Here is a 25,521-nt window from a genome sequence, read left to right as displayed (position 1 = left end):
ACTTTTTATAGAGCTACGAGACGCTCTTATATCCGGAAGTACTCACTTCTCGTTTCCAAGAAGTTTTCTCTCAAAAATTACGGGTTCCTTCTTGTCTTTCTCGTTGTTTAATTTTCAAGGTCCTGTCCGACTCTCACTGACCTCTCGGCCGTTCGTGTCGTGCGCCGTTTCGTAAGGCGCTTGACTATAATACCAAACACATCAACTAATGTCAACCCTTTTTTTTAAGTTTTTTTCGTTTTTTTTGGAAATGTGCGTTTTTTCGACTGTTTTCCCCCTCTGAAACCCGCATTCCTGCTGGAAAAACTGCGAATTTAAATAAAAAAACAAAATCTTAGAAAATACAGGTTTCTTGGTTCGATTCTTTGCATAAATGCTTCCAGGGCTGGGAATTCTTTTGTTAAGTAAACAAATAGATAGGTGTGATACAGTTGAAGCATGCGAAAAAATCGAATCATACAGATATATTAAAATACATTTGGCGCATTGGAATGATTCTGCTTGTGAACCTTTTAATGATATCTGTTGTCAGCGGCATGGGCGAACAGGCCGTTTCTAAAATGCTGAATCCTTCTGTCCAGACTTTGTCGCGGGTAGGGTCGCGAGGCGACGAAGTAAAACAAATTCAAACCAAATTAAAAAACTGGGGATACTATAGTGGGAATGTGGATGGTATTTTCGGGGAACAAACGCGTCAGGCTGTTATCAGCTTTCAGAAAAAGAACGGGCTGACGGCCGACGGAATTGCCGGCCCCCAAACGTTAAAAGCCATGGGCATTGCTGCTTCTTCCTCTGGCAGCGGTGGGCAGGGGCAATTCAGCAGCAGCGATATTGACCTTTTGGCCAGAATCATATCAGCAGAATCCCGCGGTGAACCCTATTCCGGTCAAGTCGCTGTAGGCGCCGTTATTATGAACCGGATGACTCACCCTTCTTTCCCTAATACGTTGGCAGGTGTTATTTATCAGCCTGGCGCCTTTTCGTGCCTGAATGACGGTGGAATTAACGCCCCGGTGGCAGAGTCCGCCTATCGAGCCGCACGGGATGCCATTAACGGCACAGACCCTTCCGGCGGCGCTATCTATTATTATAACCCAGAAAAATCCACGAGCAAATGGATTTTCTCCCGTAAAGTAATTACTGTCATTGGAAAGCATCGCTTTGCAGTTTAAACCTTTTTCTTCGATTCTATGTATACAGAAATCAAAAATCCGGATTGACGAAGATCAGTCCGGATTTTTCTATAATTATAAAACAGTTAGGAAATCGGTCACAAAACAGCATTGTAAATTGTTATATATAGTGAAAACAAAAATTAAAGGGGTGATTCCAATGCATATTTTAAGTAAAATTCAATTCCAGAAATTAAATCTAAAAATAGGAAAGGAGTTAACAAAATGAAAAAGTTCTTAAAATCATTCCTAAGTTTAGTTTGCGTTTGCGCTTTATTGATTACTCCTACCATTAATACAGCTTTTGCTGCTACTAATTCCGCTCCCGCAAGAATTTCTCTTTCTCAAAAAGATTTAGAGCAATATCTAAATATATCTGATGCTGAAAAAGCCTCTATATTAAGAAGCTATGGGTTGGCTGAAGAGGAAATTCAATATTATGTTTGGAGAGAAAGTAAAAATAATCCAAACAGAATTACTTTTGGGCCTAATATTACTACTTCTCACGATGGTATATCATTACAAGCCTTTCCGAAAAATCCTAAAATAGGAGATACTTATGTCCAAAAGTTTAGAATTCCAGCAGAAGCATTGGGATTAGCAGGAGTTTTGCCTTCTGGAGTTTCAGTACAAGAGATAGCAGCGGCCCTTGCAAAAAAACAAATTCCAATTCTCGCATGTTATGCATTAGCTGCAACTATTGCTAGTTTATATGCATCTTACCAAGGATATAAAGGCTACGAAATTACAATAGAGTATATGTATACTTATGATAATGACGGGTTTGCAAACTGGGTATATGGCCCCACAACAGTAAAGGGATATAAATAACCACATAGTAAAAACCTTTGAGCGAAACGGAGCAATTAAATGAATAAATTTACTAAATATTATATCGTGCAGGTTCTAGTTTTTCTTTATGTGATTTTTGCTTCTATTTTCCTCATTTCCGCCATTGTGTCCGGCAATTTGGAGTTGAGCCTGTATCTGATAACTGTGAGCCTGTATCTCATCGTACTGCTGTTGGGTACAAGACTCCCAACAAAATCGCCCTCGGAAGAGGAGCGACAAAAACTAATGAGCAACGGAATGTATCGCACCTTATATGCTATTAATACTAAAGTCCCAAAGGTCCTATCCTGGGCATTTTTTGCCATACTAATATACTTATTCTTTTTCCAAAAACAGTAATACATTTAGAATTATTTATAAAAATTTAGTTCGCTGCAAAGGTTGGGTAACATAAAAAATCTGTATTTTATTTTTCAATTCAGGCAGGAAGACTTTTGCACCCTACTGTTGTGGCTGAGGCTGTGTTCATCTTTTAATGTATCAAAGTCACGATCACGGGACAAATCCGCACGGGACGCTATCAACGGCACAGACCCTTCCGGCGGCGCTATCTATTATTATAACCCGGAAAAATCCACAAGCAAATGGATTTTTTCCCGTAAAGTAATTACTGTCATTGGAAAGCATCGCTTTGCCGTTTAACCTCGTTTCCCTTTTCTATATAATAGGAAAAACCGGATTGACTTTCGTCAGTCCGGTTTTTTTATGTCACAAAGCTGTCTTTTGATTTGTTATAATAGAGTGAAAAGAGATCTGCAAAAACAGCAGCACTTGTTTTTGGGCGGTAGCTATATGAAAATGAAAACAAAAAGTCACGTAATGATTGCCATCAGCCTAATGGTATTCACTATCCTACTATGGTACGGGCTTTCTCAGAAACCTGACAGCCAAATTCAGCAGCTTCAAGAAGAATTCAATTTAACCCTTCCGAACGGAACAAAACTCATCCACAGTGAAAAGGATTACGGCGCAATGGGCGATGGTTTTTCTTTGTACCTCTATCAGCTGCCCCCTGATGAGATGAATTTGTTTATTAAGGATAACGCTTTAAGCTGCTGGCATTCGCTCCCCTTTGGCACTCCTCTTGTTGAATTAATCAATGAAAGGGTTCATTCCTTCACCACAGCCGACAGCGTTAAGAAAATCAATTTCGACATCCAAAACGGATATTACATATTTAGAAATTCTAGCCTTCCTCCCATTCCGCTTCATCCTGATAACCTAGAGCATCAATCTTATTCTAATATCGTCTTTGCAGTACTCGATATCGAAAACAATAGAATTTATTATTGCACATGGGATATGTAATGCATATTCATTTGTTTTTGATAAAACATGTTGCAAAACTTCTTTTCAACTATCTCTATATAGAAAGCTAAATAAAGGGACGAAAAAATATTACTAAATATTATAGAGAAGAGCATTATTTCATTTATTAAAGACAGCATTGATTCGAAATTTGATGAGCCAACTAAGCCTAAGCACCAGAGCGCATAAACGTTATTATGCTCTCAACGGAGAAACTGCACAATATACTATGTATCTGTAACCATATTTTAAAAATCAGAAAGGAGCCAAGATAAAAATTGTGGGCATATGATAAGTTAGCAAAAATAGTAATTGAGAAAAGGGCATCCTGGATTTTATTATTATTATTTAATCTGTATTTAACCTTTACGTTTATAACTATCACTGGTCCCTATTTTATGGATGTTACTATTATGACAATCTATCTTTTCTTACTCTTCCTTATAAATGGTAACAGTAAAATTAATAATCATAAATCTCTACTATATTACTTGGATTTCATTGTTTTAATCATAGCTCTTATTTTACTTATCTTCTACTTTATTTTCCCTAATTATTATTTAATCTTTTCTCAACTTCCTATCAGTAAACAACCATTTCATGCGTTTTATATTATTATAATTATAGAACTGATGCTTGCCAGAAACATTATAAGGTCATATATCTAAAAAATCTTCTGCCTGATGGCTAAGGAATTAAGGAATCATTTGTAATAAAACAAGTGCTTGCCCCAAGGCAAGCTATTGTTTTGCTTTGATGATTGGGTGTGCGCTACAGTTGGCCGCATATCTGCACGGGATGTGTAATTCATATAAACCAATATAGAAATCGGCGTATTTTTTAAAACAAATAAGAGGTGACGCTATTTATCGTATTATAATATGGCTTCCCGTAAGATTATTGCTGTCATTACAAAACAACATTATAATTTGTTAAAGGTTATTATGACGCCATATAAATTCCACATTTAAGTTGGGATGAATAAATTCTACCCGAGGTGGTGCAAACAAAAATGAAATATAAAACCCCAATTCAAATTGTCATCAAGGTGTTCCTTGCTATCCTTCTTTTTTTCGCTTTTAATAATTGGCGGTTCTTGTTACTTTTCATTACTCTGGTCTGGTTTATTTTCGACATTGTCAAAAATAATAAAAAAGCAGTCCTTCTTGATCTGTTGATTATTGTCTACGCACTCGTAATCATGTGCGTCTATCCCATTCAAGGATTTACGGAAAAAGCACGGTTTTATATGTTTGAGCCGCGATACAGCGCGACAACAGAACGATTGATGTCCGAGCTTTCGCAGCACAACGATACTTCCTGGGGGGAATATCAAGATAACGGCTTGTTTGGACTTTCGGAAAGCAGAACCGTTGTTTATGTGAAACACAAGGATACTATTTTGATTTATTTTCCCACATGGACCAATTTTTCCAGAAGCAGCGGCTATGTGTACTATAGCAATGAAATTGCACGGGATTTCTGGGAGCATCCCAGCCTGTACGACTCATCTTTAACCGAAGAGGTAGCTTATGATTCTAAGGAAGCCTTGCAGGAAAAATGGGACTATATCAAGATTTATTAAATCGATTTGCCGCAGTTCTACTGTTCCAAGCCTCTTTTTTTGAGCCAAACGATATAATCGCAAAAGTGCCACCCTCTCTAAATCTGATAGAAAGGGTGGCGCTTTTTTGAAGAATTTAAAAACCGCCGCTCCGATTGATTCGGAGGGCGGCTCTTCTGTAATTATGATAGAAGAACTTTCTGTTTGCCAGAACGTTCTATTTCCCCAGAAATAAGTTTCACAAATGCAGATAGTAAATCTGCTTCTTTTCAATATGTGGCAGATTATTTACCGAACGCCACAAAAATATCTTTCACCTCAATGGCTCGGGCTACATTGGCTTCTCCAGTTTGCGTATCAGTATAAACCATTAGGTAATCGCCGTTTAGGATCGCCGGCACATCCTCTTGCATAATCGTGAATTTGCCGTTTTCTTTTATACTGGAAAGAGTCTGCTGGCCTTTTTCCCCCGGATTGGCAGAATCAAAACGATACAATTCCAGCGTTACATTCTCTTTGCCTTCATAGCTATAGACATATTTCACGCCTTCTGCAGCACCGATTAAGCTGCCTTCCATTGAAACCGGAGTCCCGGAAACAACACCTTTGTCTGTCATATACTGCTGCAAGCCCTTGAAGGAGTTTTCATAGACAGCCTCTGGCGGTGTACCGCTGTCTGTCTGCTGCGCCGAGGAGCCCGGCTGAGAAGAAGCCGCTGCCTTGCTTGCCATATACTCTTCTCCGCCCACATCACCTGCACCACAGCCCGCAAAGGACAGTGCCATGATTCCAGCGGCCACAATTGCTATCCATTTTTTCATAGGTGATAAACCTCACTTTTTTCTTCTTCATTCGCATAGATGATAACAGGATTCCCTGTGTCAAATCGCATCTTTTTTTAAAAGGCCAAAGCCTTACTCTGGCCAATAACTGTGAGGTTATTATAGCGTATTCGCTGTGAAATTGCAACTGGATTCCCTGACAGAGCCGCTTTATTCTTCTTCCCCACACGCAACTTTTATGGATTGGTTTTTACTGGCCCAAAACAAACCGATAAACACATATATTCATTTTTTGAAACATTATTCGATTCTATGCAAAACAGAATTCTTGGGGAAAAGTATGAAAATAAACAATCATTTTATATTCTATTTCGGCATAGTGCATCACAACAGACCAGAAAGGCACATATAATACAAAGGGGTAGCCACCCCTAAATCACGTGATAGGATTTTATCTGATGTATTCATGCAAAAAAAGGTTTCGCAACTCTGTATTGTTATACAGAACAGCTTCCTCTTTGCGGTGTCTGCATTTACTTGACAGATATGGCTGGTAACTGCGTTGGCCGGGGTATGACCAACAGCCGAGGCCTTGTTTGCCTGCCGGTTCTTCAAAAAGGAATCTACCAGATCTGGGCAGCCGGCTGTGACCCCTTTCTGCCCCTGATGCAGGGGTGTAGAGTCTGCCTGAATCCGCTTTGTGCGGAATGTCTGGGCTTTCCTTTTTGCAAAAAACCAAGCCCCGGCCCCACTGGTACTCTTTTTATTACGCTGAAACATCGATTCTACCCCGAATATACTTTATCAGAAGGAGTCTTTGCCTTATGGCGGATATACTGATTGGTGCAGAATACGGCCTGCCGGATGCAGAGTACGAACTGTATGTTGTGAACGAATAATTCAAACCTGGGAAAGGCCGGCATTGCCCGGCCTTTCTTTCTTTTGGTCACTTCTCTATACTGGCAGTCCAGCTGGCAGCCCAGAACGATGTCGTTCTATATCCAGTCAGGCGTGAGCCGCTTTACCCATACAGAGTATTCTACAGCACATGATGACGCGGCCACACTTTATTGGATGGCTTAAAATCTTCTTTTCTCTTTCGCGTTTATGACTCAAAATCATATTCTAAGGTGCATTACGCGATTACATCCATTGTTCCGAAGGGCGTGTCAGAAACAAGAGAGTTTGATTTTTCGCTTTTTGCCGCATTCCATGCGTCCAGATAAATACCGTAAAATTCAGATGTACGGGCATCCTCTGCTTTGGTTGACTGAAAGGACCATCCACCATTTGAATATGTAGCAATGACTTCTCCATTGCTATCTTTAAATTCAGCATAGGATAGTTCATTGTCAGCAGACATGATTCTTTTTCCCAACAGAACGTCTAAAAGAGAAATGGCTTCTGGCTTTGGCAGCTTTTTTATATGATCCAAGCTGGTTAAGGCATTGCTTATCATGCCTTTTCTGTCAGGTGATACCACGGATACATAGCTTTTCATTAAACTTTTAAACCCAGGGCATTCAACCCCGGCCTTGCCGGTAGCTGCATCTTTTTGGGCCTGCTGTACAATCGCCTCCGTGAATTTATCGTCACTCATTTTCGGCGCTGTTTTCGTATTAAAATAGAAATCATTGTAATCCGGAACCGAAATACCCCCTATTTTCTTCCCTGAAAAATTTCGGCTCATCGCAAAGCTGTTATATGATTCAACACGCATAATCAAATACTCCTTTTGCCGGCCAAAAAAACAGGCCTGCCAACTTTAATCGCCTGCGGATTTATTCTGTTCGATTACTTTTTAATCCTTATAAAACTCCCTGTTTATGTAAGTGCAAAGACCCAATTATGGAACAAATCCTGCGAAAAATCGTAAAAAGACTCCAGCGGCACAAGCTGGCATTCCGCCGACACTGTTTTTTACCGGTTTTCTCCCAGCTTTCCTTTTTTCAGGATTCGAGTCCCAAAGTATAGAAAAAAGGACCAGCATCTGCTGATCCTTTTCTTTGGTGGACGCAAGGGGACTCGAACCCATGACCTCTCGCGTGTGAGGCGAACGCTCTAACCAGCTGAGCTATGCGTCCTTATGAGCGATTCCCCCGAAAAAATTCGGGGGAATCTGTTTGTGGTGACCCGGACGGGATTCGAACCCGTGAACCCGCCGTGAAAGGGCGGTGTCTTAACCACTTGACGACCGGGCCGTGTGGTAGCGGCAAATGGACTTGAACCATCGACACTTCGGGTATGAACCGAATGCTCTAGCCAGCTGAGCTATGCCGCCATACATACAACGCATAAGCGGAGCGATATTTATTATATTATATACATGTCCACTTTGTCAATACAAAATCGAAAAATTATTTTTTTATTTTGTTTTCTTCTCCGTTAGCTTGCCCTGATACTCAAAACTAATGCCTCTGGGATTGGTTCCCCGCAGGAATATCAGGCCATCGCGCTCTTCCCGCTGGATTTCTAAAACCTCGTTCTCGCGGCTCTCAAGTACATAATGAACCTGAAACTCCTTTAATTGGCGACCCTTTATTCCACCGGGAATAAAATCACAGAAAATATCATTGTAAACAGAGTTATTGACATGCCCGTTATAATCCAGATCCGAAAACCGGATTTCCCTTTGCCCGACTACCGGCATATTTTCAGGAAGATTCATTCGCTCTAGCTTTTGTCCCGTATTTTCCCCTGCACCCACACCATAATTTAAAAATGCTTTGGGGCGCAGCAATTTATGTTCTTCGGTACTGACTATCACAGATGCCTGTAAAACCTCTGCCAGATGCTCCTGACCGCAATAGAAAGCAAAGCTGCGGTAAAATTGCACCCCCACCATACCGCACGCCCGGGTAACAATGGTGATGGGATCATGCTGGCCCGGCCAGCGGTGAATGGTTGCCCCTGCCCTGGTAAACACGAACACAATACCGTCTTTCATCATCTTTTCGTGAGTAAGGCCATAACAGGCCAAATGCAGCTCGCAGGCCTCTTGGCAATAACGAAGCAAGGCAGACGGCCGCAGGGTATTATTGGCGTCAATATCATAAGTGGCCAGTTTGACCTGTTGAGTATATTCACTTAGTTTTGGATTCAGTCCCATTCTCTGTAACTCCTCCTTTGACAAAAGCCGCTCCGGATTGAATCCGGAGCAGCCCGCTTTCTCAATTCTGTTTTCATCTGTTACAAATACTTACTTATAAAAAATGGAAAAAATTTCCTTTTTATCTTATTCTGGTTTCCGGATCACATCAACACCCATATAGGGACGCAATGCTTCGGGAATGGTTACACTGCCGTCAGCATTTTGATAATTTTCTAAAATAGCAGCCACGGTACGGCCAACCGCCACACCGGAACCATTCAGGGTATGCACCAGCTGTGCTTTATCGCGAGGATTGGCTTTAAAGCGGATCTGTGCCCGACGTGCCTGAAAGTCCTCAAAATTAGAGCAAGAAGAAATCTCTACATACCGCTGATAAGAAGGCATCCAAACCTCCACATCATAGGTTTTAGCCGAAGAGAAGCCCAAGTCACCGGTGGACAAACAAACCACCCGGTAAGGCAGGCCTAAAAGCTGAAGCACTCGCTCTGCGTCGTTTGTTAAAGATTCGAGCTCCTGATAAGAGGTTTCGGGATTAGAGAACTTCACCATTTCTACTTTATTAAACTGGTGCTGGCGAATCAAACCGCGGGTGTCACGCCCTGCCGAACCCGCTTCTGCCCGGAAGCAAGCGGAATAGGCACAGTATTTAATCGGCAGCTTTGCTCCATCCAAAATCTCAGAACGGTGCATATTGGTTACCGGCACTTCTGCGGTAGGAATCAGGAAATAATCTTCATTGGACACTTTGGTAGCCAATTTAAAGGCATCCTCTTCAAATTTCGGCAGCTGGCCCGTGCCGGTCATAGAAGCCCGGTTCACCATAAACGGCGGGAATATCTCGGTGTAGCCATTGTCTACATGAGTATTTAGGAAGAAGTTCATAATCGAGCGCTCTAAACGGGCACCCATTCCTTTGTAAAAATGGAACCGTGCACCCGTTACTTTTGCCGCTGTTTCCGGATCTAAAATATCCAGTTCACGGCCAATGTCCCAATGGGCTTTGGGGTCAAATGAAAACTGGGTCGGTTCTTGCCAACGGCGCAGTTCTTTGTTTTCGGAATCATCTTTTCCAACCGGAACATCTGCTGCCGGAATATTCGGCAAAGAGAGAATCAGATTTTTTTGCTTTTCTTCCAGCTGGGTCAATTCCCCGTCTTTTTCTTTGATTTGATCCGACAATTCTTTAAGATGTGCCATCAAAGCAGAAACATCTTCCCCTGCTTTTTTCAAAGCGGGAATCTTCTTATTCTCTGCATTTTGCTGCGCCTTCAGCACCTCGGTCTCACCGATCACACGGCGGCGATCCGCATCAAACTGCAAAATGGTATCTATCATTTGATCTGCATCCAGATTACGCGTCTTCATCGCCGTTTTCACTTTATCCGGATTTTCTCGTATCACTTTAATGTCTAACATGATGGATTCTTCTCCTTTATTTTTATTGGGACAGAGGTATGCTGCCTGAGTTTCAGTCGTCCTCAAAACGCAGGCTGTTTACCAAATTCGCCAAATCCTCTTCCCCATAAAATTCTATTTGCAATACACCCTTGCTTTTTCCGCCCTCCACTTTAACCTTTCGGCCCAAATGGGTATTCAGGGCAAGCTCTACCTCTTCGAAATAACGAGTCTTGGGCTTTTTCGGTGTTTCTTTAGCTGTTTCAGACTCCTGAGAAAGAAACTTCTTTACCATTTTTTCCAATTCCCGGACAGAAATACCATGCTTTACCACCAGTTCTGCCATTTGCAGCATATCTTCTGAAGATTGCAGCGATAAAAGGGTTCGGGCATGTCCGGCAGAAAGCTTCCCTTGTGATAATAAATCCTGCACCTGTTCCGGCAGATTGAGCAGTCGCAGGGCATTTGCCACGGCAGGACGGGATTTTCCCACAATATGGGCAATTTCCTCTTGCGTCAGCCCATAGGTTTCCAGCAAGGTCTGGTATCCCTGCGCTTCTTCCAGCGATGTTAAATCTTCCCGTTGAAGATTTTCAATCAGCGCCAGCTGCATAACCTCTTGATCCGTCAGTTCACGAACCACAGCAGGGACCTCTGTCAGTCCTGCCATACGGGCAGCCCGCCAACGGCGTTCCCCCGCAACAACTTGATATCCTCCGCTCATCAGCGGACGCACCAAAAGCGGCTGCAGCACCCCATGCTGTGCAATAGAGTCTGCCAGCTCGGCCAGTGCGCCTTCATCAAACTGTTTTCGCGGCTGACCGCGGTTTGGTTCAATTTCGCGCAGAGGCAACGCAATGGATGCGTTTTGTTTTTCCGTATCATTTTCCGCAAAGATGGCGTCCAGGCCTTTTCCAAGACCGCCTCTTTTTTTCATTCCGACTGCCTCCTTATGTATTATTCTGAATGATTTCTCGGGCAAGCTCTTCATAGGCAACAGAACCTTTTGAGCTTCGATCAAAATATAACACCGGTTTCCCAAAGCTGGGTGCTTCAGACAAGCGCACAGTGCGCGGCACCACTGTAGCAAACACTTTGCGGGGGAAATATTTCTTTACTTCCTCCACCACCTGCTGTGTCAGGTTCAAACGCCCGTCGTACATTGTCAAAAGTACGCCTTCAATATCCAGCTGTTCATTGTATTGACGCTTGACCCGGCGAACCGAATTCATCAGCTGAGATAACCCTTCCAACGCGTAATATTCGCACTGAACCGGCACCAAAAGTGTATCGGCCAGGCACAGTGCATTTGTTGTGATGATTCCAAGGGAAGGCGGGCAGTCCACCAGAATATAATCGTATTCCGCACGCAGCGGCAAAATGGCGCGCTTTAACACGGACTCCCGGTTTTTCTGGCTCACCAGTTCCAGTTCCGCAGCCGCCAAATCCATACTGGAAGGAATCAAATCCAGATTTTTAAACCCCGTTTGGATCAACACCTCTTTGGGTGGTGCTTCCTCCAGCAATATTTCGTAAACGGTGCTTTTCAGCCTTCGGCGATCCACACCCAGTCCACTGGAGGAATTTCCCTGGGGATCAATATCAATTAAAAGTGTCTTTTTGCCAAGGCTGCCCAAAGACGCCGCCAGATTCACAGCGGTCGTTGTTTTGCCTACACCGCCTTTTTGATTTGCAATTGCAATGATTTTACCCATTGTTTTTTTCCCCGCCTAAAATCCATGATGTGTTTTATTATAGCACTCTTTCTGCGGGATAGAAAGAGGTTTCGGTTAAAAAGTGGTTGTTTCACGTGGAACACAATGCATTGCAGTGACTTTTTGCCTGAAATCTAGAGCGCCGCTTACTTTTCCACCAACTTTTCACAAACTGTTGAAACCCCGTGGAAAAATCAATCCGGACAAGCCCTATTCTTTGAAAACTTGTTCCTGTATCCTAATAATCAACTGAAACAGCTTTTTGCTAGGATTTATCATTGTATGTCTTTTTATATCTTTCCTTTGTTGCTGCGAAGGTATAGAAAGAATTTGAAATGCTTTTCCTAAAAAAGGAAAAACTTGATTTTTCAAAATTGAAAAATTTGATTTTCCATTTCTAAGTGGACTCTGTTTTAGATGGCCCAAACTTACCTGCTACATCTATTTTGAAATAAGAGATTCCGCCTCTTCCCCTTCACATATCTTTTGCTTTTTATTGTAAAACTCATGGGATATATCCAATCAATTTTTTGAGGCAGATAGAAACCTGCTATTTGCAGTATTTATTATAACCACCGATATTTCAATGGCCACAAAAATCAATCATCTCTTTAGCAACGATTTTAGTGGGTTTCTATTCTAAACTGTTTTCTTGCTGTATTTATTTTGCTTTCTTAATGTTTTCTTTTTTAGCTTCTTTTTTGAAAATGAAAATGCAGTATTTCAATAGATGATAACGCACAGGATTTTTTTCTAAACATAACGCAGGAAGGCGGAGCATACGCTCCGCCTTCCTGCTGTGGAAAATAAATAAGGGAATGGGGAAATTTCCTTGTAAGCGAAATTATAATTTCAGGCAGGTTTTTTCTTTCTGGAATCTGCCTGTGCTTTGGGAATTCGCACAACACACTCAATAAATTCATCGGTTTCCCGACTTTGTGTCACTGCATTAATCCCCGACAGCCGCATGGTTTCTACGGCATGCTTAATTGTATTTAAAAATAGCCTGACATCCTTAATGACAAAAGTGCGTTTGGATTTGGGCTTGTCCTGCGTTTCTTTTTGAATTTCTGCATCAATTAATTCTTCTGTTTGCTTTACATTGAGTCCGCTATCCACAACTATGTGAAGAATCCGCATCCGTTGTTTTTCCTCGTCTACTTTTAGCAAAGCACGGGCGTGGCGTTCTGTCAGTCTGGCTTCTGAAATAATTTCTCTTTCCTGCTGAGTCAGTCGAAGCAGACGCAGCTTGTTCGCAATAGCCGATTGGCTTTTGCCCAATCTGGCAGCGGCCTCTTCTTGGGTAACCCCCCACTCTTCAATCAGCCGGCGAATCCCTTCCGCTTCTTCAAACACCTGTAAATCCTGACGCTGTAAATTTTCCAGAATTGCGTATACAGCAGATTGCTGTTCATCGCAGTCTACCACAATGCAAGATGCAAACCGCATTCCGGCTAAAAAACAGGCCCGCAAACGGCGTTCCCCGGCAATCAGTTCATATCCACCGGGAACTCTTCTTACAGTCAGCGGCTGCAATAATCCGTTGGCTCGAATACTGTCTGACAGCTCCTGAAGCTCCCGCTGACTAAAGGTTCTTCGGGGCTGCGACGGATTTGGCCGAATTTTATTGAGCGGGATCTCCTGAACCCGCCGTTTATCCTGTAGCATAAACAAAAGCGCCGCCCTCCCTTTGCTTGTCCGTTTTTACCAGAATAGCATAGAAGGCGGCACATGTTCTGTTGAATTATGACTTCGGGAAATAATTTTTTCTTTGGATTTGTGGCTATTAAAGGGGAGATTTCGCAATTTTTGAGCCGTGTCGGGGATATTTGTCGGAGGTTGACGCTATCTTTCTGCATACCAAAATACTGCGGGCACTCCCATCGGGAAGCATAAATTGTTGGGAACTCTCTGCTTTTGCACCCAAAAAAGAAATTGCCTTTTGAGAAGCGGCAAGCTCTTCACTTGCCCCCGGGCCTTTCATTGCCACAAATGCTCCGCCTTTTTTTACAAACGGCAGACAATATTCACACAGCACCGGAAGCGGTGCCACCGCACGGGCACATGCCAAATCAAAACCGTCCCTCAGCTTTGGCTGGCGGCTCCCCTCTTCTGCACGGGCATGAATCAGTTGCGCAGAAAGCCCCAATCGATCGCACACCTCTTTTAAGAAGTTCAATCGTTTCTGCAGGCTGTCCAGCAAAGTCAGACGAATATCCGGACGATACAATAAAAGTGGAATTCCAGGAAATCCTGCTCCGGTTCCCACATCGATCAATCGGGCCCCCTCTGGAATCTCAACCGCCTTGATCAAAAGAAGGCTATCTAAAAAATGCTTTTCCACCACTTGTTCCGGTTCCGTAATGGCTGTTAAATTAATTTTTTCATTCCATTCCAACAAAAGCTCCATATACGTTTGAAAAGCCTGTGCCTGCTCGGCGCTGATTAAAATATCATAAGCCGCAGCAGTTTCAATCAGCTTTTGTTCCATCTTTATCATGAACGGGCGTTTCCTCCTCTTCTCCCTGACGTGTCAGCCAAATCAGCAAAACAGAAATATCTGCCGGGCTGACCCCAGAAATACGAGATGCCTGGCCAATATTTAAGGGACGAATCTTTTGCAGTTTTTCCTGGGCTTCCAAACGCAAACCGGTGACAGTTTGGTAATCGAACCCTTTTGGCAGCAGCTTTTGTTCCAAACGCCGCATTTCTGCAATATCTGCCTTTTGTCTTTTAATATACCCCTCGTACTTAATTTCAATCTCTACATTTTCCAAAACTGCATCGGGGATTTCCGGACGATCGGTATCTACCGGGGACAACACCTGATAATTCAGTTCCGGTCGGCGCAGCAAATCAATCATCCTTACCCCGGTGGTTACTGGAGTTGTTCCACGTGAAACAAGTATTCGATTCAGTTCTTCGGTGGGTGAAAGCACCTTTTTAGCAACCCGACGAAGTTCTTCCTCTTTTTGTGCTTGTTTTATCTGGAATCTGGCAAAACGCTCTTCATCAATTAATCCCAGATCATGTCCAATTGCAGTCAACCGTTCATCGGCGTTATCCTGGCGCAGCACCAAACGATATTCGGATCGGGACGTCATCATGCGGTAAGGATCGGTAACCCCTTTGGTTACCAAATCATCCACCAAAGTTCCAATATAAGAACCGGCTCGATCCAGCACAATTTGATCTTTGCCAGCAACCCGGCGAGCCGCATTGATCCCGGCCAAAAGGCCTTGCGCCGCCGCTTCTTCATAACCTGAGCTGCCGTTAAATTGACCAGCGCCGTATAAGCCGGGAAGATCTTGGAATTCCAAGGTAGCATCCAATTGCAGCGGATCTACACAATCATATTCAATCGCATAGGCACAGCGCATAATTTCTACTTGTTCCATCCCTTTTATGGTACGATAAAACGCAATCTGCACATCTTCTGGCAAAGAAGAGGACATTCCCTGTAAATACAGTTCTTCCGTGTCTAAACCACAAGGCTCAATAAAAATCTGATGCCGCTCTTTATCGGCAAAGCGCATAATCTTATCTTCAAAGCTGGGACAGTATCGAGGGCCAACCCCTTCTATCTTACCGCCATACAAAGGAGACCGATGAATATTTTCAAGAATAATTTTTTTAGTTTGGCTATTGGACCAAGCTATATGACAAACTTCCTTATTTGCAAGAGGTTCATCTGTTTCGTAAGAAAACGGAACGACCGGCTCGTCTCCTTTTTGCACTTCTAAATTAGAAAAGTCAATGCTAGAGCGCAGAACCCGAGCAGGAGTCCCTGTTTTAAAGCGACGCAGATGAAGTCCTAATTTTTTCAAAGGTTCGGTTAAAAAAGCAGCAGGGAACAATCCATCCGGTCCACTGTCATAAGAAACCTCTCCCACATAAATCCGCCCACTTAAATAAGTACCCGTCGCTAAAATAACTGTTTTCCCGGTATAGCCCGCACCCATTCGGGTAACTGCTTGCCAGGTTCCGTCTTCATTCCGGTACAGATCCACAATTTCCCCTTGCTTTAATTGCAGATTTGGCTGGGTTTCCAATTTATGTTTCATCATTTTGGAATATTCCCGCCGGTCAATCTGCGCCCGCAAAGAGTGAACCGCAGGCCCTTTTCCCAGATTCAGCATCCGGCTTTGCAGGGTGCAGGCATCTGCCGTTTTCCCCATCTCGCCGCCAAGTGCATCAATCTCACGCACCAAATGCCCTTTAGCCGTTCCCCCTATAGAAGGATTACAAGGGCAGTTTCCTACCGAATCCATATTAATCGTAAAAATAACCGTGCGGCAGCCAAGCCGTGCCGCAGCCAGCGCCGCTTCAATTCCGGCATGCCCGGCCCCGATTACGATGACATCATACTGATCTGCTTGATACATTCTTTCTTGCACCTTATCCCTTTCCGCCATTTTGGCGGCAGATTGATTTTTCTATTTTCCAACACAAAACTGAGAGAACACGGTATCCACAATTGCGGTGGATGCCCTCTCACCAGTCAATTCCAGTAAGGCAGAAACCGCGCCCTCTACCGATACGGTAACGGCATCCAAAGTGATTCCGCTTTCCAGCGCATCAATGGCTTCTTCCACATACTCTTTTGCTCTTCGAGCAGTATCCCGCTGGCGTTCGGTAAACAAAATTCCTTCTGAAGGATTTAAGTCAGCCGTGTGAAGCAATTCTTCCACTGCCTGCTCCAAGTCTTTGACACCCTGTCCGCTTTGAGCAGAAATATATACCCAATGTTTAAAATTGTCATAAATATACTTTAAGTCAATTTCTCGTTTTAAATCATTTTTATTTACTACCGCCAAAGCGGGAACATCCCGAATCTCTTGAATCAGTTCTTTATCTTCTTGTGTCAAAGGCGATGAAGAATCAAATACCGCTAAAATCAGCTGAGCTGTTTTTAATCTGTCTTTGGCACGAGTTACCCCAATACTTTCCACCGGATCCTCTGTCTGCCGCAGTCCTGCGGTATCTGCCAAGCGCAAAGGCACACCGCCCAACAAAACAGTTTCTTCTACAATATCCCGGGTAGTTCCTTCAAACTGAGTCACAATCGAACGCTCGCAGCCTGCCAGCAGGTTCATTAAAGTGGACTTTCCCACATTGGGTCTTCCCACAATAACCGTATTGACGCCTTCTCGAAGAACTCGTCCCGCATCAAACTGATCCAATAACCGGGTCAAATCACGGCGAACAATACGAAGGGATTCCCCCAAAGAAGAAGAATCCAATTCCGGAATATCCTCTTCGGGATAATCTGCCCAAGCAGAAAGATGGGCAGCCGTAGACAAAAGCTGCTCTCTGCTTTTTTGAATGCGTTGAAACAGTGCCCCCTCCCGGCCGGCCAACGCAGCGCGAAGCGCTTGCTGCCCTTGGGCACCTATCAGCTGCATAACGGATTCTGCCTGGGTTAAATCCATTTTTCCGTTTAAAAATGCCCGTCGTGTAAATTCCCCTGCCTCTGCCGCAACTGCACCGGCGGCAAGAACCGAATCCAACACGCGGCGCAAAACATATAAACCGCCATGGCAAGAAAACTCCACCACATCTTCTCCGGTATAACTGTGAGGTGCAGTAAATACGGTAGCCACTGCCTCATCCAGCTTTTCTGCAGGGTCGGATTCAAAACGATATACCCACCCATACAAAGCAGTATATCCGGGTGTTTCGGTCAGTTTTTTCTGTTTGGCAGAAACAAAAACCCGGTCGGCTATTTGGCGGGCATCCGGACCGGAAATTCGTATAACCCCAATCCCGCCGGGGGCCTGAGCGGTGGAAATTGCCGCAATTGCGGATGGTTTCTTTTCCATCTTTCTCTCCTTTTGTACCACAAAAAGCGGCTCGTAACACGAACCGCTTTTCTTTCATTTCTTATCAAAAGGCTCAGTCTGCCTTTTTCGCAACATCTACTTTGCCGTACAAAGAGCCGGCGGGGGTTTTCTGGGGCGGGCGGCTCTCTCGTGAAGAAGAGCCCCTGTAATCTGAATGACCGCCGTTTTTAGAAGAACGATTCCCCCCGGCATACTTATTGCCTTGAGGAGGACGTCCGCCGCGATCCTTATGGAAATCTCCACTGCGGGAACGGTTCCCCTGCCGCCGGAACATTGGCTTTTCGCCGCCTTCCGGCCCAATGACCACATGACGGCCCAAATCTTCCCCTTCACTCCAGGACTTCACGCCTTCCACTTCCTGCACGGCAGTATGAATGATGCGGCGCTCATAGGGATTCATTGGTTCCAAGGAACAATTGCGCTGTGTTTTCAGTGCTTTTGCGGCCATCTTTTTCCCAAGAGCTTCTAAGGTTTCTTTTCTCTTTTCACGGTAGTTTCCAATATCCAGCGTAATTCGGTAATAAGAATCCTCCACATGATTTGCTACCAGTCCAGACAAATACTGCAAAGCATCCAGCGTTTCCCCTCTATGGCCGATGATAAAGCCGATATCATCCCCGGTCAGGGATAAAAGAGCACCGCCTTCTTGTTCTACTGTTTCAATCTGTACAGAAGGAATTCCCATTCCCTCCAGCACTTTTTGCAGATACTCTGCCGCTGCCTGAGCAGGGCCGGTTTTGGTGAACGCGCGGACTTTCGCGGGTGCGCCGCCAAAAAGACCAAATTTCTTTTTTCCGGGAAGCTCTAAAATTTCAAACTCCGCTTCGTGTGATTCCACTCCAAGCATTTTACAGGCTTGTTCAAACGCCTGCTCCACGGAATCTCCTGTCGCAATCGCTTCTTTAACCACCTTCGCACCTCCAATAATCAATAGGAAACCGCTATTTTTTCATCCCAAGGTAGGAATCGGAACTACCTCCGGTTTTACCGCCCTTCTTTTTGGAACCGGGTTCTTTTTTCCCTGGCTGCTGCTCCTTTTTCTTAGAAGAAACCGAAGGAGTATCTGCCACCGGCTGCTGCAAATGAGCCGGTAAAGGTTCTTTTTTCGCTTCTTCCTGCATCAGCAGCGCCACTCTTTGGGCTTCGGCCTTTGCAGTCAGCGATGCGGGACTGAAAAAGATATGAACCAATATCACCTGAACCAAGCTGGTCAAGGTAGAAATAATCCAGTAAAAACCAACTGCCGCAGGAACAGACATGGCAAATACAGCAGAAACCATCGGCAGGGTGTACATCATGCCTTTCATGCAACCCTGTTGCTGCTGTTGCATGCCCGGCTGCAGCTTCATGGTAATCACCTGAGTCACCAAAGATGCCACTAGGCAGAATACGGGAATCATCCACAGATTGGTGTCAAACATGGATACGATTTTACCCATCCAGCCGGCGGTATTATCTGTGGGGGTGCCCAAAAGATTCAGCCCTAAAAAGTCAAAGCTTCTGCTAAAGGAGCCAATCTTATTGAGCTCTTCATCTGTAAACATCGTCAGATAGGGGCGCAGCTCAGAAAAATGACGGACAATTTCCATTTCGTTGTAAAATCCGCCCCGATATTGGAATGTGCTGCTAATGCCAGGAACTCTTTGAAGAACAGCCACCGCCTGAGCCACCGATTCTTTGCCCAAATGAAGTGCGTTGGACAAAGGATTAATAACGGTATAATAAAGGCCTATCATAATCGGGAAAGGTATCAGCATGGGAAGGCAGCCGCTGGCCGGATTGTACCCTTCCTTATCATACATCTTCTGAATTTCTTCATTCAATTTCACGCGATCGTTGGCGTATTTTTTTTGCAGCTCCTTTTGCTTAACGGACAGCTTGCTGTTTGCTGCCAGAGATTTCTGCTGCTTGATCGAAAAGGGAAACATTACAATTTTAAGTAAAATAGTAAAAATGATAATTGCTATGCCGTAATTCTGAAAAAAGGCATAAAAAACCCACAGCAGGTATCCCAGAAAACTGCCGAAAAAATTACCCAAACCAGCCATAGAATAACCTCACAATATAGGATAAATTATTTTTGAAAATATTGTAACCAGCAGACAAAGCAGAAAAGCCCACCCGGCTGCTATTTACCTTTTAAGCGCGGCTTGTCCGACAGGCAAAGCGCGCAGTCTTTTTTTTCCGGCACGGGATCGTAACCGCCGCGGCAGAAAGGATTGCAGCGAAGAATGCGGTACAGCGCCAAAAAAGAGCCTTTTACAATCCCAAAACGCTCAATCGCTTGTACCGCGTAGTTACTGCAGGTTGGAATAAACCGGCAGCACGGTTTTTTGATTGGAGAAATCCATTTTTGATATCCCCGAATCAGTGAAATAAACAGACGCTTCATTTCAGAACACCCGCTTCTGTCAGATGTTTCTTCATATCCCTTACAATGTCCGTGCTTTTTACATATGGTGTCTTTGCCCGCGCCACAAATATCAAATCATATCCCCCAGAAAGCTGCGGCACCAGCTGCCGCGCCGCTTCCCGAATGATTCGGCGGGAACGGTTGCGCTTTACGGCATTTCCGGTTTTTTTGCTCGTGGTAATCCCCACCCGAATGCGACGGGTGCGGTTTTTCATTACATAGGTTACCAAAACGGGAGACACAAAGGACTTTCCTCTGGCATAGGCGCGACGGAAGCTGCTGTTTTCACAAATTGGAACTATTTGGCTCACAGTGAAAAACCTTCCTTCCTATAACGCCCGCTGCCTGACTGAAAAAAAATAAAACAAAGAAAGGCCACACAGCGGTGGCCCTTTCAAAGCTTCAGTAAGACAAGCGCGCTCTTCCCTTGGCCCTGCGGCGCGCCAAAACTTTGCGGCCGTTTCTATCGGACATTCTCTTTCTGAACCCATGCTCTTTTTTTCTATGGAGCTTCTTAGGCTGATAAGTTCTCAGCATGAAAAAACCCTCCTTTCGGGTAGAAACCTTGCAATTTAGCATTATAGCCTAATCACAGGCAAACTGTCAATAAAAAAATACAAATACGTCGATTGAGCTTTTGACTTATCATAACATACTATTTCCCAAAAGAAAAGCGATTCTTCCACAAATTTTCAAAGAAAACAAAAATATCCACAGTTTTCAAACCTCTTTGTGGAAATCCAGCGACACCGCCAATAAACGACATAAGTTTTAAACAACGCTGTTGAGAATCCGTTTAAAACCATTTGAAAAATTCCTTTCTTTATGCTATCATAAGATCAATTATCCACATAACAACCGGATTCGCTTTCAAAACGTGCCGCTTTGGCGATTGTTATACGCAGAATCTCGGTTTTTCTTTATTTTCTTATCTCACCGAAAGGTATGATTGTTTTTATGGAATCCTTTACCGAAGCCTGGAGCCTTGTATGCGATTTTTGCAAAACCCGCATTACAGAGGTTGCCTACACAACCTGGATCCATCGGATCCGCCCCGTCAGCTTGGATTTTTCCAAGGGAATTGCCGTGCTGGAGGTCCCAAACGAATTTCATTTGCAAACATTGACCCGGTGCTACACCTCCCTGCTGCAGGAAGCGTTTAATGAAATTTTCGGCGAAGGGATTCAAATTCAGCTTTGCACCCCAGAACAACTGGTACAAAACAATAAGCCAGACTCTACTCCTTTGTCAAAAGATGATTATGAATTCACTTTTGACACCTTTATCGTAGGGCCTTCTAACAAATTTGCTCACGCGGCGTCTATGGCGGTGGCCACCAAACCCGCAGTGTTGTACAACCCCTTATTCATTTATGGAAATTCCGGCCTTGGAAAAACCCATTTATTGTATGCCATTTGCAGTGAAATTTCGAAAAATCACCCTACAATGGATATTATCTATATTAAGGGGGATGAATTTACCAACGAATTGATCGAAGCCATCCGCCGGGGCACCACAGCGGAATTTCATCAGCGCTATCGAAAAGCGGACATCCTGCTGGTGGATGATATTCAGTTTATCGCCGGCAAGGATTCGACACAGGAAGAATTCTTCCATACTTTTAATACCCTGTACGAAGCCAAAAAGCAAATCGTACTGACATCTGACCGGCCGCCAAAAGACATTGCCACGCTGGAAGAGCGTCTTTTGACCCGTTTTGAATGGGGTCTGACTGCCGACGTTCAGCCACCGGATTTTGAAACCCGGATTGCGATTATAAAGCGCAAAGCAGAGCTTTTAGAAATTGATCTGCCTGATAATGTGGCGGAATATATCGCTAACCGGCTGAAGAACAACATTCGTCAGCTGGAAGGTGCCGTGAAAAAGATGAAAGCCTATTATCTTTTAGCCGGGGAACCTTTGAGCATCTCTACCGCCCAGGCTGCCATCAGCGATATTATCAATAATCACCAGCCTGCCCCCATGACCATTGAAAAGATCATTGAGGAAGTGGCTCGAACTTTTGGTACTTCACCAGAGGACATTCGTTCCCCAAAACGATCTGCCAATATTTCCAGTGCAAGGCAAATCGCCATGTATGTGGTTCGCGATATTACGCAGCTTCCCATGACTTCTATCGGTGAAGCATTTGGCGGACGGGATCATTCCACTGTGGTGTATGCCATACAACAAGTGGAAAAAAATATTGCCAAAGATCCGAAAATCAAAGATACCGTTCAGGATATCATTAAAAATATTCGCGATCGCTGATCGTGTACCGTTCTCGAATATTACAAATAGTATAATTGGAAAAGTGGAGAATTCCTCCACTTTTCCACAAATCAGGGGAAAAGCACAAAATTTTCTCTCTAAAATTTTAAACTTGTTTTCAACATTCCCCACAGAGTTTTCAACAACCTGTTAAAACATCAAAAATTAATACATACTGTTAACAAAGAGTCAACAGTCCAATTGGAAAGTAATGAAGCTCGAAAGCCGCATGGGCTTTGACTTATTACCGTTTTTCCACTTTTCAGCCTTTCCTACTACTACAACTAAAATATTACCTTTAATTTCTATCTTAAATAACGTAAGGTGGCTAGATTATGAAAATGATATGCGACCGCAAGGAATTAGTGGAAGCAGTGTTGAATATTCAGCGAGCAGTTTCTTCCAAATCTTCGATCCCTGCCTTGGAGGGGATCTTGATCCAAACAAAAGGATCAGATCTTTTCTTGTGTGGCTACGATCTGGAGTTGGGAATGACTACCGTAATTCCGGCACAGATCGAAGAACCAGGAAGTATTGTTTTATCGGCACGCTTATTTGGAGATATTGTTCGCAGGCTTCCCGGGGATGAGGTAGCATTGAGCGTAGACGAAAAAAATCTGGCAACCATTGTCAGCGGAGCCAGTGAATTTTCAATTGCTGGTATTCCGGCTGAAGAATATCCGGAACTTCCTTCCGTCTCGGATGAAACGTCAATTGCTGTTCCCCATGGTATTTTAAAAAGCATGATTCGGCAAACCATTTTCGCTGTGTCAGAAAGTGATATGAAACCGGTTCATACCGGAACCTTGTTTGAACTGAGTGAAAATAAGATTCGATTGGTTTCTGTGGACGGTTACCGTTTAGCGGTAAGAGAAGAACCCATTGCCTGCAATCAGGACACCAGTTTTGTGGTGCCGGGAAAAACCCTTTCGGAAGTTTTAAAGCTTTTGCCCGAGAATGAAGAAACCTTGACTTTGCATGTGGGGCGTCGCCATATTTTATTTCAAATTGGTAGTTACACCTTAATTTCCCGTCTTTTGGAAGGGGAATTTTTAGATTATAATGCAGCCATCCCGGCTTCTCACACAGTAGAAATTTTGGTAAAAACCAGAACTTTCATTGACAGTGTAGAGCGTGTTTCTCTTTTGATTACCGATCGCCTGAAAAGTCCGCTGCGCTGTGTGTTTGAAGAAAACGAGATCAAACTGTCCTGCTCTACTGCCATTGGCCGGGCAAATGATCAGTTTGAAGCCAAAAGTACCGGCGGTAATCTTGAAATGGGTTTTAATAACCGCTATTTGCTGGACGCATTGCGCAATACGGAATGCGATGAAGTGAAAATTCAGCTGAGCGGCGCTTTGAGCCCCATGAAAGTTGTGCCCAAAGATGGCAGCAGCTTTTTGTTCCTGGTGTTGCCGGTACGTTTGAAGAGCGGCGTGTAGTGTGAGGAGGCTTTATGCAGATTATAACGATTGATACGGAATTTATCCGGCTGGACGCTCTTTTGAAGTTGGCTGGTGCTGTAGAAACAGGTGGCCATGCCAAGATAGTCGTTCAGAACGGAGAAGTTCTGGTCAACGGGCAGGTATGTACTATGCGCGGAAAAAAGATGCGAAATGGCGATCAGGCAGAATTTGAGGGAGAAACGTTTGAGGTGAAGAATCTGTGAAAGTCGAGCGGCTTTCCTTTCGAAACTACCGCAATCTGCGGGAAGGGGTTTTGTTTCCCGATCCCAAAATGAATGTAATCTATGGGCAGAATGCTCAGGGAAAAACCAATTTACTAGAGGCTCTTTGGCTGTTTACCGGCGGGCGATCTTTTCGCGGATCCCGGGATGGGGAGCTGATTGCTTTCGGTCAGAATTCCGCCAGATTGGAATTGGATTTTTTCAGTGAAGAACGGCAACAGAATGCAGTGCTGACCATTGAGGGCAAAAAACGTGCGGCCACCATTAACGGGGTAGAGCATGGCGGTGTGATGGAATTGGTGGGGAAGTTCCGCGCAGTTATTTTTTCACCGGAGCATTTGTCTTTGGTAAAAGAAGGGCCTGCACTGCGCCGCAGTTTTTTGGACGGCGCAATCTGTCAGTTAAAACCGGTATATGCCCGAATTTTATTTCAATATAACCGAATCCTGCAGCAAAGGAACGCCTTGTTAAAAGATATCCCCCGTCATTCCGAATTATTGGATACTTTGGATATCTGGGACGACAAACTGGCCCAAAAAGGCAGCCAATTGATTTTGGAACGAGATCGTTATGTACACTGGCTTACACAGCCGGCTCACAAGGTGTATCAGGGAATTTCTAGCGGACAGGAAGATTTTTCAGTTCGATATCAGGCCTTTGATTCGATTGAATCCAGTGCAGGAGCGGAACAATGGCAGGAAGCATTCCGGCAAGCGCTGGAAAAATCCCGCCGGGAAGATCTTTCCGCAGGATTTACTACGATTGGCCCCCATCGGGATGATTTAGAAATCTTGGTGGACGGCCGTGCTGCCAGAACATTTGCATCCCAAGGGCAGCAGCGTTCTTGTGTGCTGGCATTAAAACTGGCAGAAGCGGAACTTTTGCACCGTTTGGCTGAAGAGCCGCCCGTGATTTTGCTGGACGATGTGATGAGCGAGCTGGATAGTGGCCGTCAGGATTATCTTTTGCATCAGCTGGGAGAAAAACAGGTGTTTTTGACTTGCTGTGATCCAGAAACGGTTGCCCGCTATTCCGGCGGCGGCAGATTTGAAATGAAACAGGGGCAGATTTTCGCCCCATAGAAGGATGTGTTTTATGTATCTTCATCTGGGGCAGGATACCGTGATCAAAACAGACGACATCGTTGGCATTTTCGATTTGGAAACCTCTACTATTTCCAAAAATACCAGAGAATATCTGGCGAGAGCCGAAAAAGATGGCCGGGTAGTCAATGTGAGTATGGAAATGCCGAAGTCTTTTGTACTATGCTGTGACAAAAGGGAAAAAATAACAGTATATATTTCGCAGATCTCTTCCACTACCTTGTTAAAGCGCAGTCGTTTTATGGCGAATTTATCCAATGTATAACGCCGCTTTGCTGTGTGAGTTTGGAAGTTGACAGGAAAA

At 44.1% G+C, this 25,521-nt stretch carries 25 protein-coding genes and 3 tRNA genes; 10 read left to right on the top strand and 18 right to left on the bottom strand.

The window, feature by feature from the left end; genetic code table 11:
• Positions 1-491 precede the first annotated feature (491 nt).
• The 5 genes from sleB (at position 492) to C1A02_RS13470 (ending at position 4,917) form a co-directional block, all read left to right on the top strand.
• Entirely contained in the window at positions 492-1,172 is a 681-nt protein-coding gene (gene sleB / locus C1A02_RS06990) for a spore cortex-lytic enzyme (RefSeq protein ID WP_101697513.1), read from the top strand.
• A gap of 225 nt (positions 1,173-1,397) precedes the next feature.
• Positions 1,398-2,003, top strand: a complete 606-nt coding sequence (locus C1A02_RS06980; protein WP_101697470.1) for a hypothetical protein — start codon at positions 1,398-1,400, stop codon at positions 2,001-2,003.
• A 468-nt stretch (positions 2,004-2,471) separates the two neighbouring features.
• The gene (locus tag C1A02_RS06970) at positions 2,472-2,666 is read left to right on the top strand and encodes a cell wall hydrolase (protein ID WP_370737791.1); all 195 of its coding nucleotides are present in this window, start codon (positions 2,472-2,474) and stop codon (positions 2,664-2,666) included.
• Positions 2,667-2,816: 150 nt separating this feature from the next.
• A complete protein-coding gene (locus tag C1A02_RS06965) occupies positions 2,817-3,332 on the top strand; it encodes a hypothetical protein (protein WP_101697468.1) in 516 nt (171 codons plus the stop codon).
• A 1,249-nt stretch (positions 3,333-4,581) separates the two neighbouring features.
• Entirely contained in the window at positions 4,582-4,917 is a 336-nt protein-coding gene (locus C1A02_RS13470; RefSeq protein ID WP_164997159.1) for a hypothetical protein, read from the top strand.
• Between the two features lie 263 nt (positions 4,918-5,180).
• On the opposite strand, the gene C1A02_RS06950 is transcribed toward C1A02_RS13470, so the two are convergent.
• From C1A02_RS06950 to rpmH, 18 genes are all read right to left on the bottom strand, one after another.
• Positions 5,181-5,717 carry an LptM family lipoprotein gene (locus C1A02_RS06950; RefSeq protein WP_101697465.1) on the bottom strand — a complete coding sequence of 179 codons (537 nt, stop codon included), beginning with the start codon at positions 5,715-5,717 and terminating at the stop codon, positions 5,181-5,183.
• 1,096 nt (positions 5,718-6,813) lie between these two features.
• A complete protein-coding gene (locus C1A02_RS06940) occupies positions 6,814-7,278 on the bottom strand; it encodes a hypothetical protein (protein ID WP_243577938.1) in 465 nt (154 codons plus the stop codon).
• A 407-nt stretch (positions 7,279-7,685) separates the two neighbouring features.
• Positions 7,686-7,762 (bottom strand) — tRNA-Val (locus tag C1A02_RS06935).
• A 42-nt stretch (positions 7,763-7,804) separates the two neighbouring features.
• Positions 7,805-7,879, bottom strand: a tRNA-Glu gene (locus C1A02_RS06930).
• 3 nt (positions 7,880-7,882) lie between these two features.
• A tRNA-Met gene (locus C1A02_RS06925) sits at positions 7,883-7,959 on the bottom strand.
• 84 nt (positions 7,960-8,043) lie between these two features.
• Positions 8,044-8,787, bottom strand: a complete 744-nt coding sequence (locus C1A02_RS06920; RefSeq protein WP_101697462.1) for an acyl-[acyl-carrier-protein] thioesterase — start codon at positions 8,785-8,787, stop codon at positions 8,044-8,046.
• Positions 8,788-8,913: 126 nt separating this feature from the next.
• Positions 8,914-10,206, bottom strand: coding sequence for a serine--tRNA ligase (serS, locus tag C1A02_RS06915; protein WP_101697461.1), 1,293 nt, complete (start codon positions 10,204-10,206; stop codon positions 8,914-8,916).
• 52 nt (positions 10,207-10,258) lie between these two features.
• Positions 10,259-11,122, bottom strand: coding sequence for a ParB/RepB/Spo0J family partition protein (locus C1A02_RS06910; RefSeq protein WP_101697460.1), 864 nt, complete (start codon positions 11,120-11,122; stop codon positions 10,259-10,261).
• 13 nt (positions 11,123-11,135) lie between these two features.
• On the bottom strand, positions 11,136-11,900 hold the full coding sequence (locus tag C1A02_RS06905) for a ParA family protein (RefSeq protein WP_101697459.1): 765 nt from the start codon (positions 11,898-11,900) through the stop codon (positions 11,136-11,138).
• Between the two features lie 852 nt (positions 11,901-12,752).
• Positions 12,753-13,568 carry a ParB/RepB/Spo0J family partition protein gene (locus tag C1A02_RS06895; protein ID WP_101697512.1) on the bottom strand — a complete coding sequence of 272 codons (816 nt, stop codon included), beginning with the start codon at positions 13,566-13,568 and terminating at the stop codon, positions 12,753-12,755.
• Between the two features lie 118 nt (positions 13,569-13,686).
• Complete coding sequence (gene rsmG / locus C1A02_RS06890; protein WP_101697457.1) at positions 13,687-14,400, bottom strand: 16S rRNA (guanine(527)-N(7))-methyltransferase RsmG; 714 nt, start codon at positions 14,398-14,400, stop codon at positions 13,687-13,689.
• Entirely contained in the window at positions 14,372-16,285 is a 1,914-nt protein-coding gene (mnmG, locus tag C1A02_RS06885; protein ID WP_101697456.1) for a tRNA uridine-5-carboxymethylaminomethyl(34) synthesis enzyme MnmG, read from the bottom strand. Before mnmG ends, rsmG begins: the two co-directional genes overlap by 29 nt.
• Positions 16,286-16,336: 51 nt before the next feature.
• Positions 16,337-17,722 (bottom strand): tRNA uridine-5-carboxymethylaminomethyl(34) synthesis GTPase MnmE, encoded by a 1,386-nt coding sequence (mnmE, locus tag C1A02_RS06880; RefSeq protein ID WP_101697455.1) that lies wholly within the window; start codon positions 17,720-17,722, stop codon positions 16,337-16,339.
• A 73-nt stretch (positions 17,723-17,795) separates the two neighbouring features.
• Positions 17,796-18,653 carry an RNA-binding cell elongation regulator Jag/EloR gene (jag, locus tag C1A02_RS06875; RefSeq protein ID WP_101697454.1) on the bottom strand — a complete coding sequence of 286 codons (858 nt, stop codon included), beginning with the start codon at positions 18,651-18,653 and terminating at the stop codon, positions 17,796-17,798.
• A 31-nt stretch (positions 18,654-18,684) separates the two neighbouring features.
• Positions 18,685-19,791 carry a YidC/Oxa1 family membrane protein insertase gene (locus tag C1A02_RS06870; protein WP_101697453.1) on the bottom strand — a complete coding sequence of 369 codons (1,107 nt, stop codon included), beginning with the start codon at positions 19,789-19,791 and terminating at the stop codon, positions 18,685-18,687.
• An 80-nt stretch (positions 19,792-19,871) separates the two neighbouring features.
• Positions 19,872-20,135, bottom strand: a complete 264-nt coding sequence (gene yidD, locus C1A02_RS06865) for a membrane protein insertion efficiency factor YidD (RefSeq protein WP_101697452.1) — start codon at positions 20,133-20,135, stop codon at positions 19,872-19,874.
• The gene (gene rnpA, locus C1A02_RS06860) at positions 20,132-20,467 is read right to left on the bottom strand and encodes a ribonuclease P protein component (protein WP_101697451.1); all 336 of its coding nucleotides are present in this window, start codon (positions 20,465-20,467) and stop codon (positions 20,132-20,134) included. The genes yidD and rnpA overlap by 4 nt, the downstream gene beginning before the upstream one ends.
• Before the next feature lie 91 nt (positions 20,468-20,558).
• Complete coding sequence (gene rpmH, locus C1A02_RS06855; RefSeq protein WP_009064849.1) at positions 20,559-20,693, bottom strand: 50S ribosomal protein L34; 135 nt, start codon at positions 20,691-20,693, stop codon at positions 20,559-20,561.
• Between the two features lie 420 nt (positions 20,694-21,113).
• Between rpmH and dnaA the strand changes: the two genes are divergently transcribed.
• The 5 genes from dnaA (at position 21,114) to remB (ending at position 25,482) form a co-directional block, all read left to right on the top strand.
• Positions 21,114-22,427 carry a chromosomal replication initiator protein DnaA gene (gene dnaA, locus C1A02_RS06850; protein WP_243577937.1) on the top strand — a complete coding sequence of 438 codons (1,314 nt, stop codon included), beginning with the start codon at positions 21,114-21,116 and terminating at the stop codon, positions 22,425-22,427.
• A 335-nt stretch (positions 22,428-22,762) separates the two neighbouring features.
• The gene (dnaN, locus tag C1A02_RS06845) at positions 22,763-23,869 is read left to right on the top strand and encodes a DNA polymerase III subunit beta (RefSeq protein ID WP_101697449.1); all 1,107 of its coding nucleotides are present in this window, start codon (positions 22,763-22,765) and stop codon (positions 23,867-23,869) included.
• Between the two features lie 14 nt (positions 23,870-23,883).
• The gene (locus C1A02_RS06840; RefSeq protein ID WP_101697448.1) at positions 23,884-24,096 is read left to right on the top strand and encodes an RNA-binding S4 domain-containing protein; all 213 of its coding nucleotides are present in this window, start codon (positions 23,884-23,886) and stop codon (positions 24,094-24,096) included.
• Entirely contained in the window at positions 24,093-25,196 is a 1,104-nt protein-coding gene (gene recF, locus C1A02_RS06835; protein ID WP_101697447.1) for a DNA replication/repair protein RecF, read from the top strand. Before C1A02_RS06840 ends, recF begins: the two co-directional genes overlap by 4 nt.
• A gap of 13 nt (positions 25,197-25,209) precedes the next feature.
• Complete coding sequence (remB, locus tag C1A02_RS06830; protein WP_101697446.1) at positions 25,210-25,482, top strand: extracellular matrix regulator RemB; 273 nt, start codon at positions 25,210-25,212, stop codon at positions 25,480-25,482.
• The last annotated feature ends 39 nt before the right edge of the window (positions 25,483-25,521 follow it).

It is taken from the genome of Clostridium minihomine (genome assembly GCF_900240385.1).
Classification (GTDB): domain Bacteria; phylum Bacillota; class Clostridia; order Oscillospirales; family Acutalibacteraceae; genus Faecalispora; species Faecalispora minihomine.
Note: the sequence above shows the minus strand (reverse complement) of the source record. Positions and strands in the feature narration are given on the sequence as shown.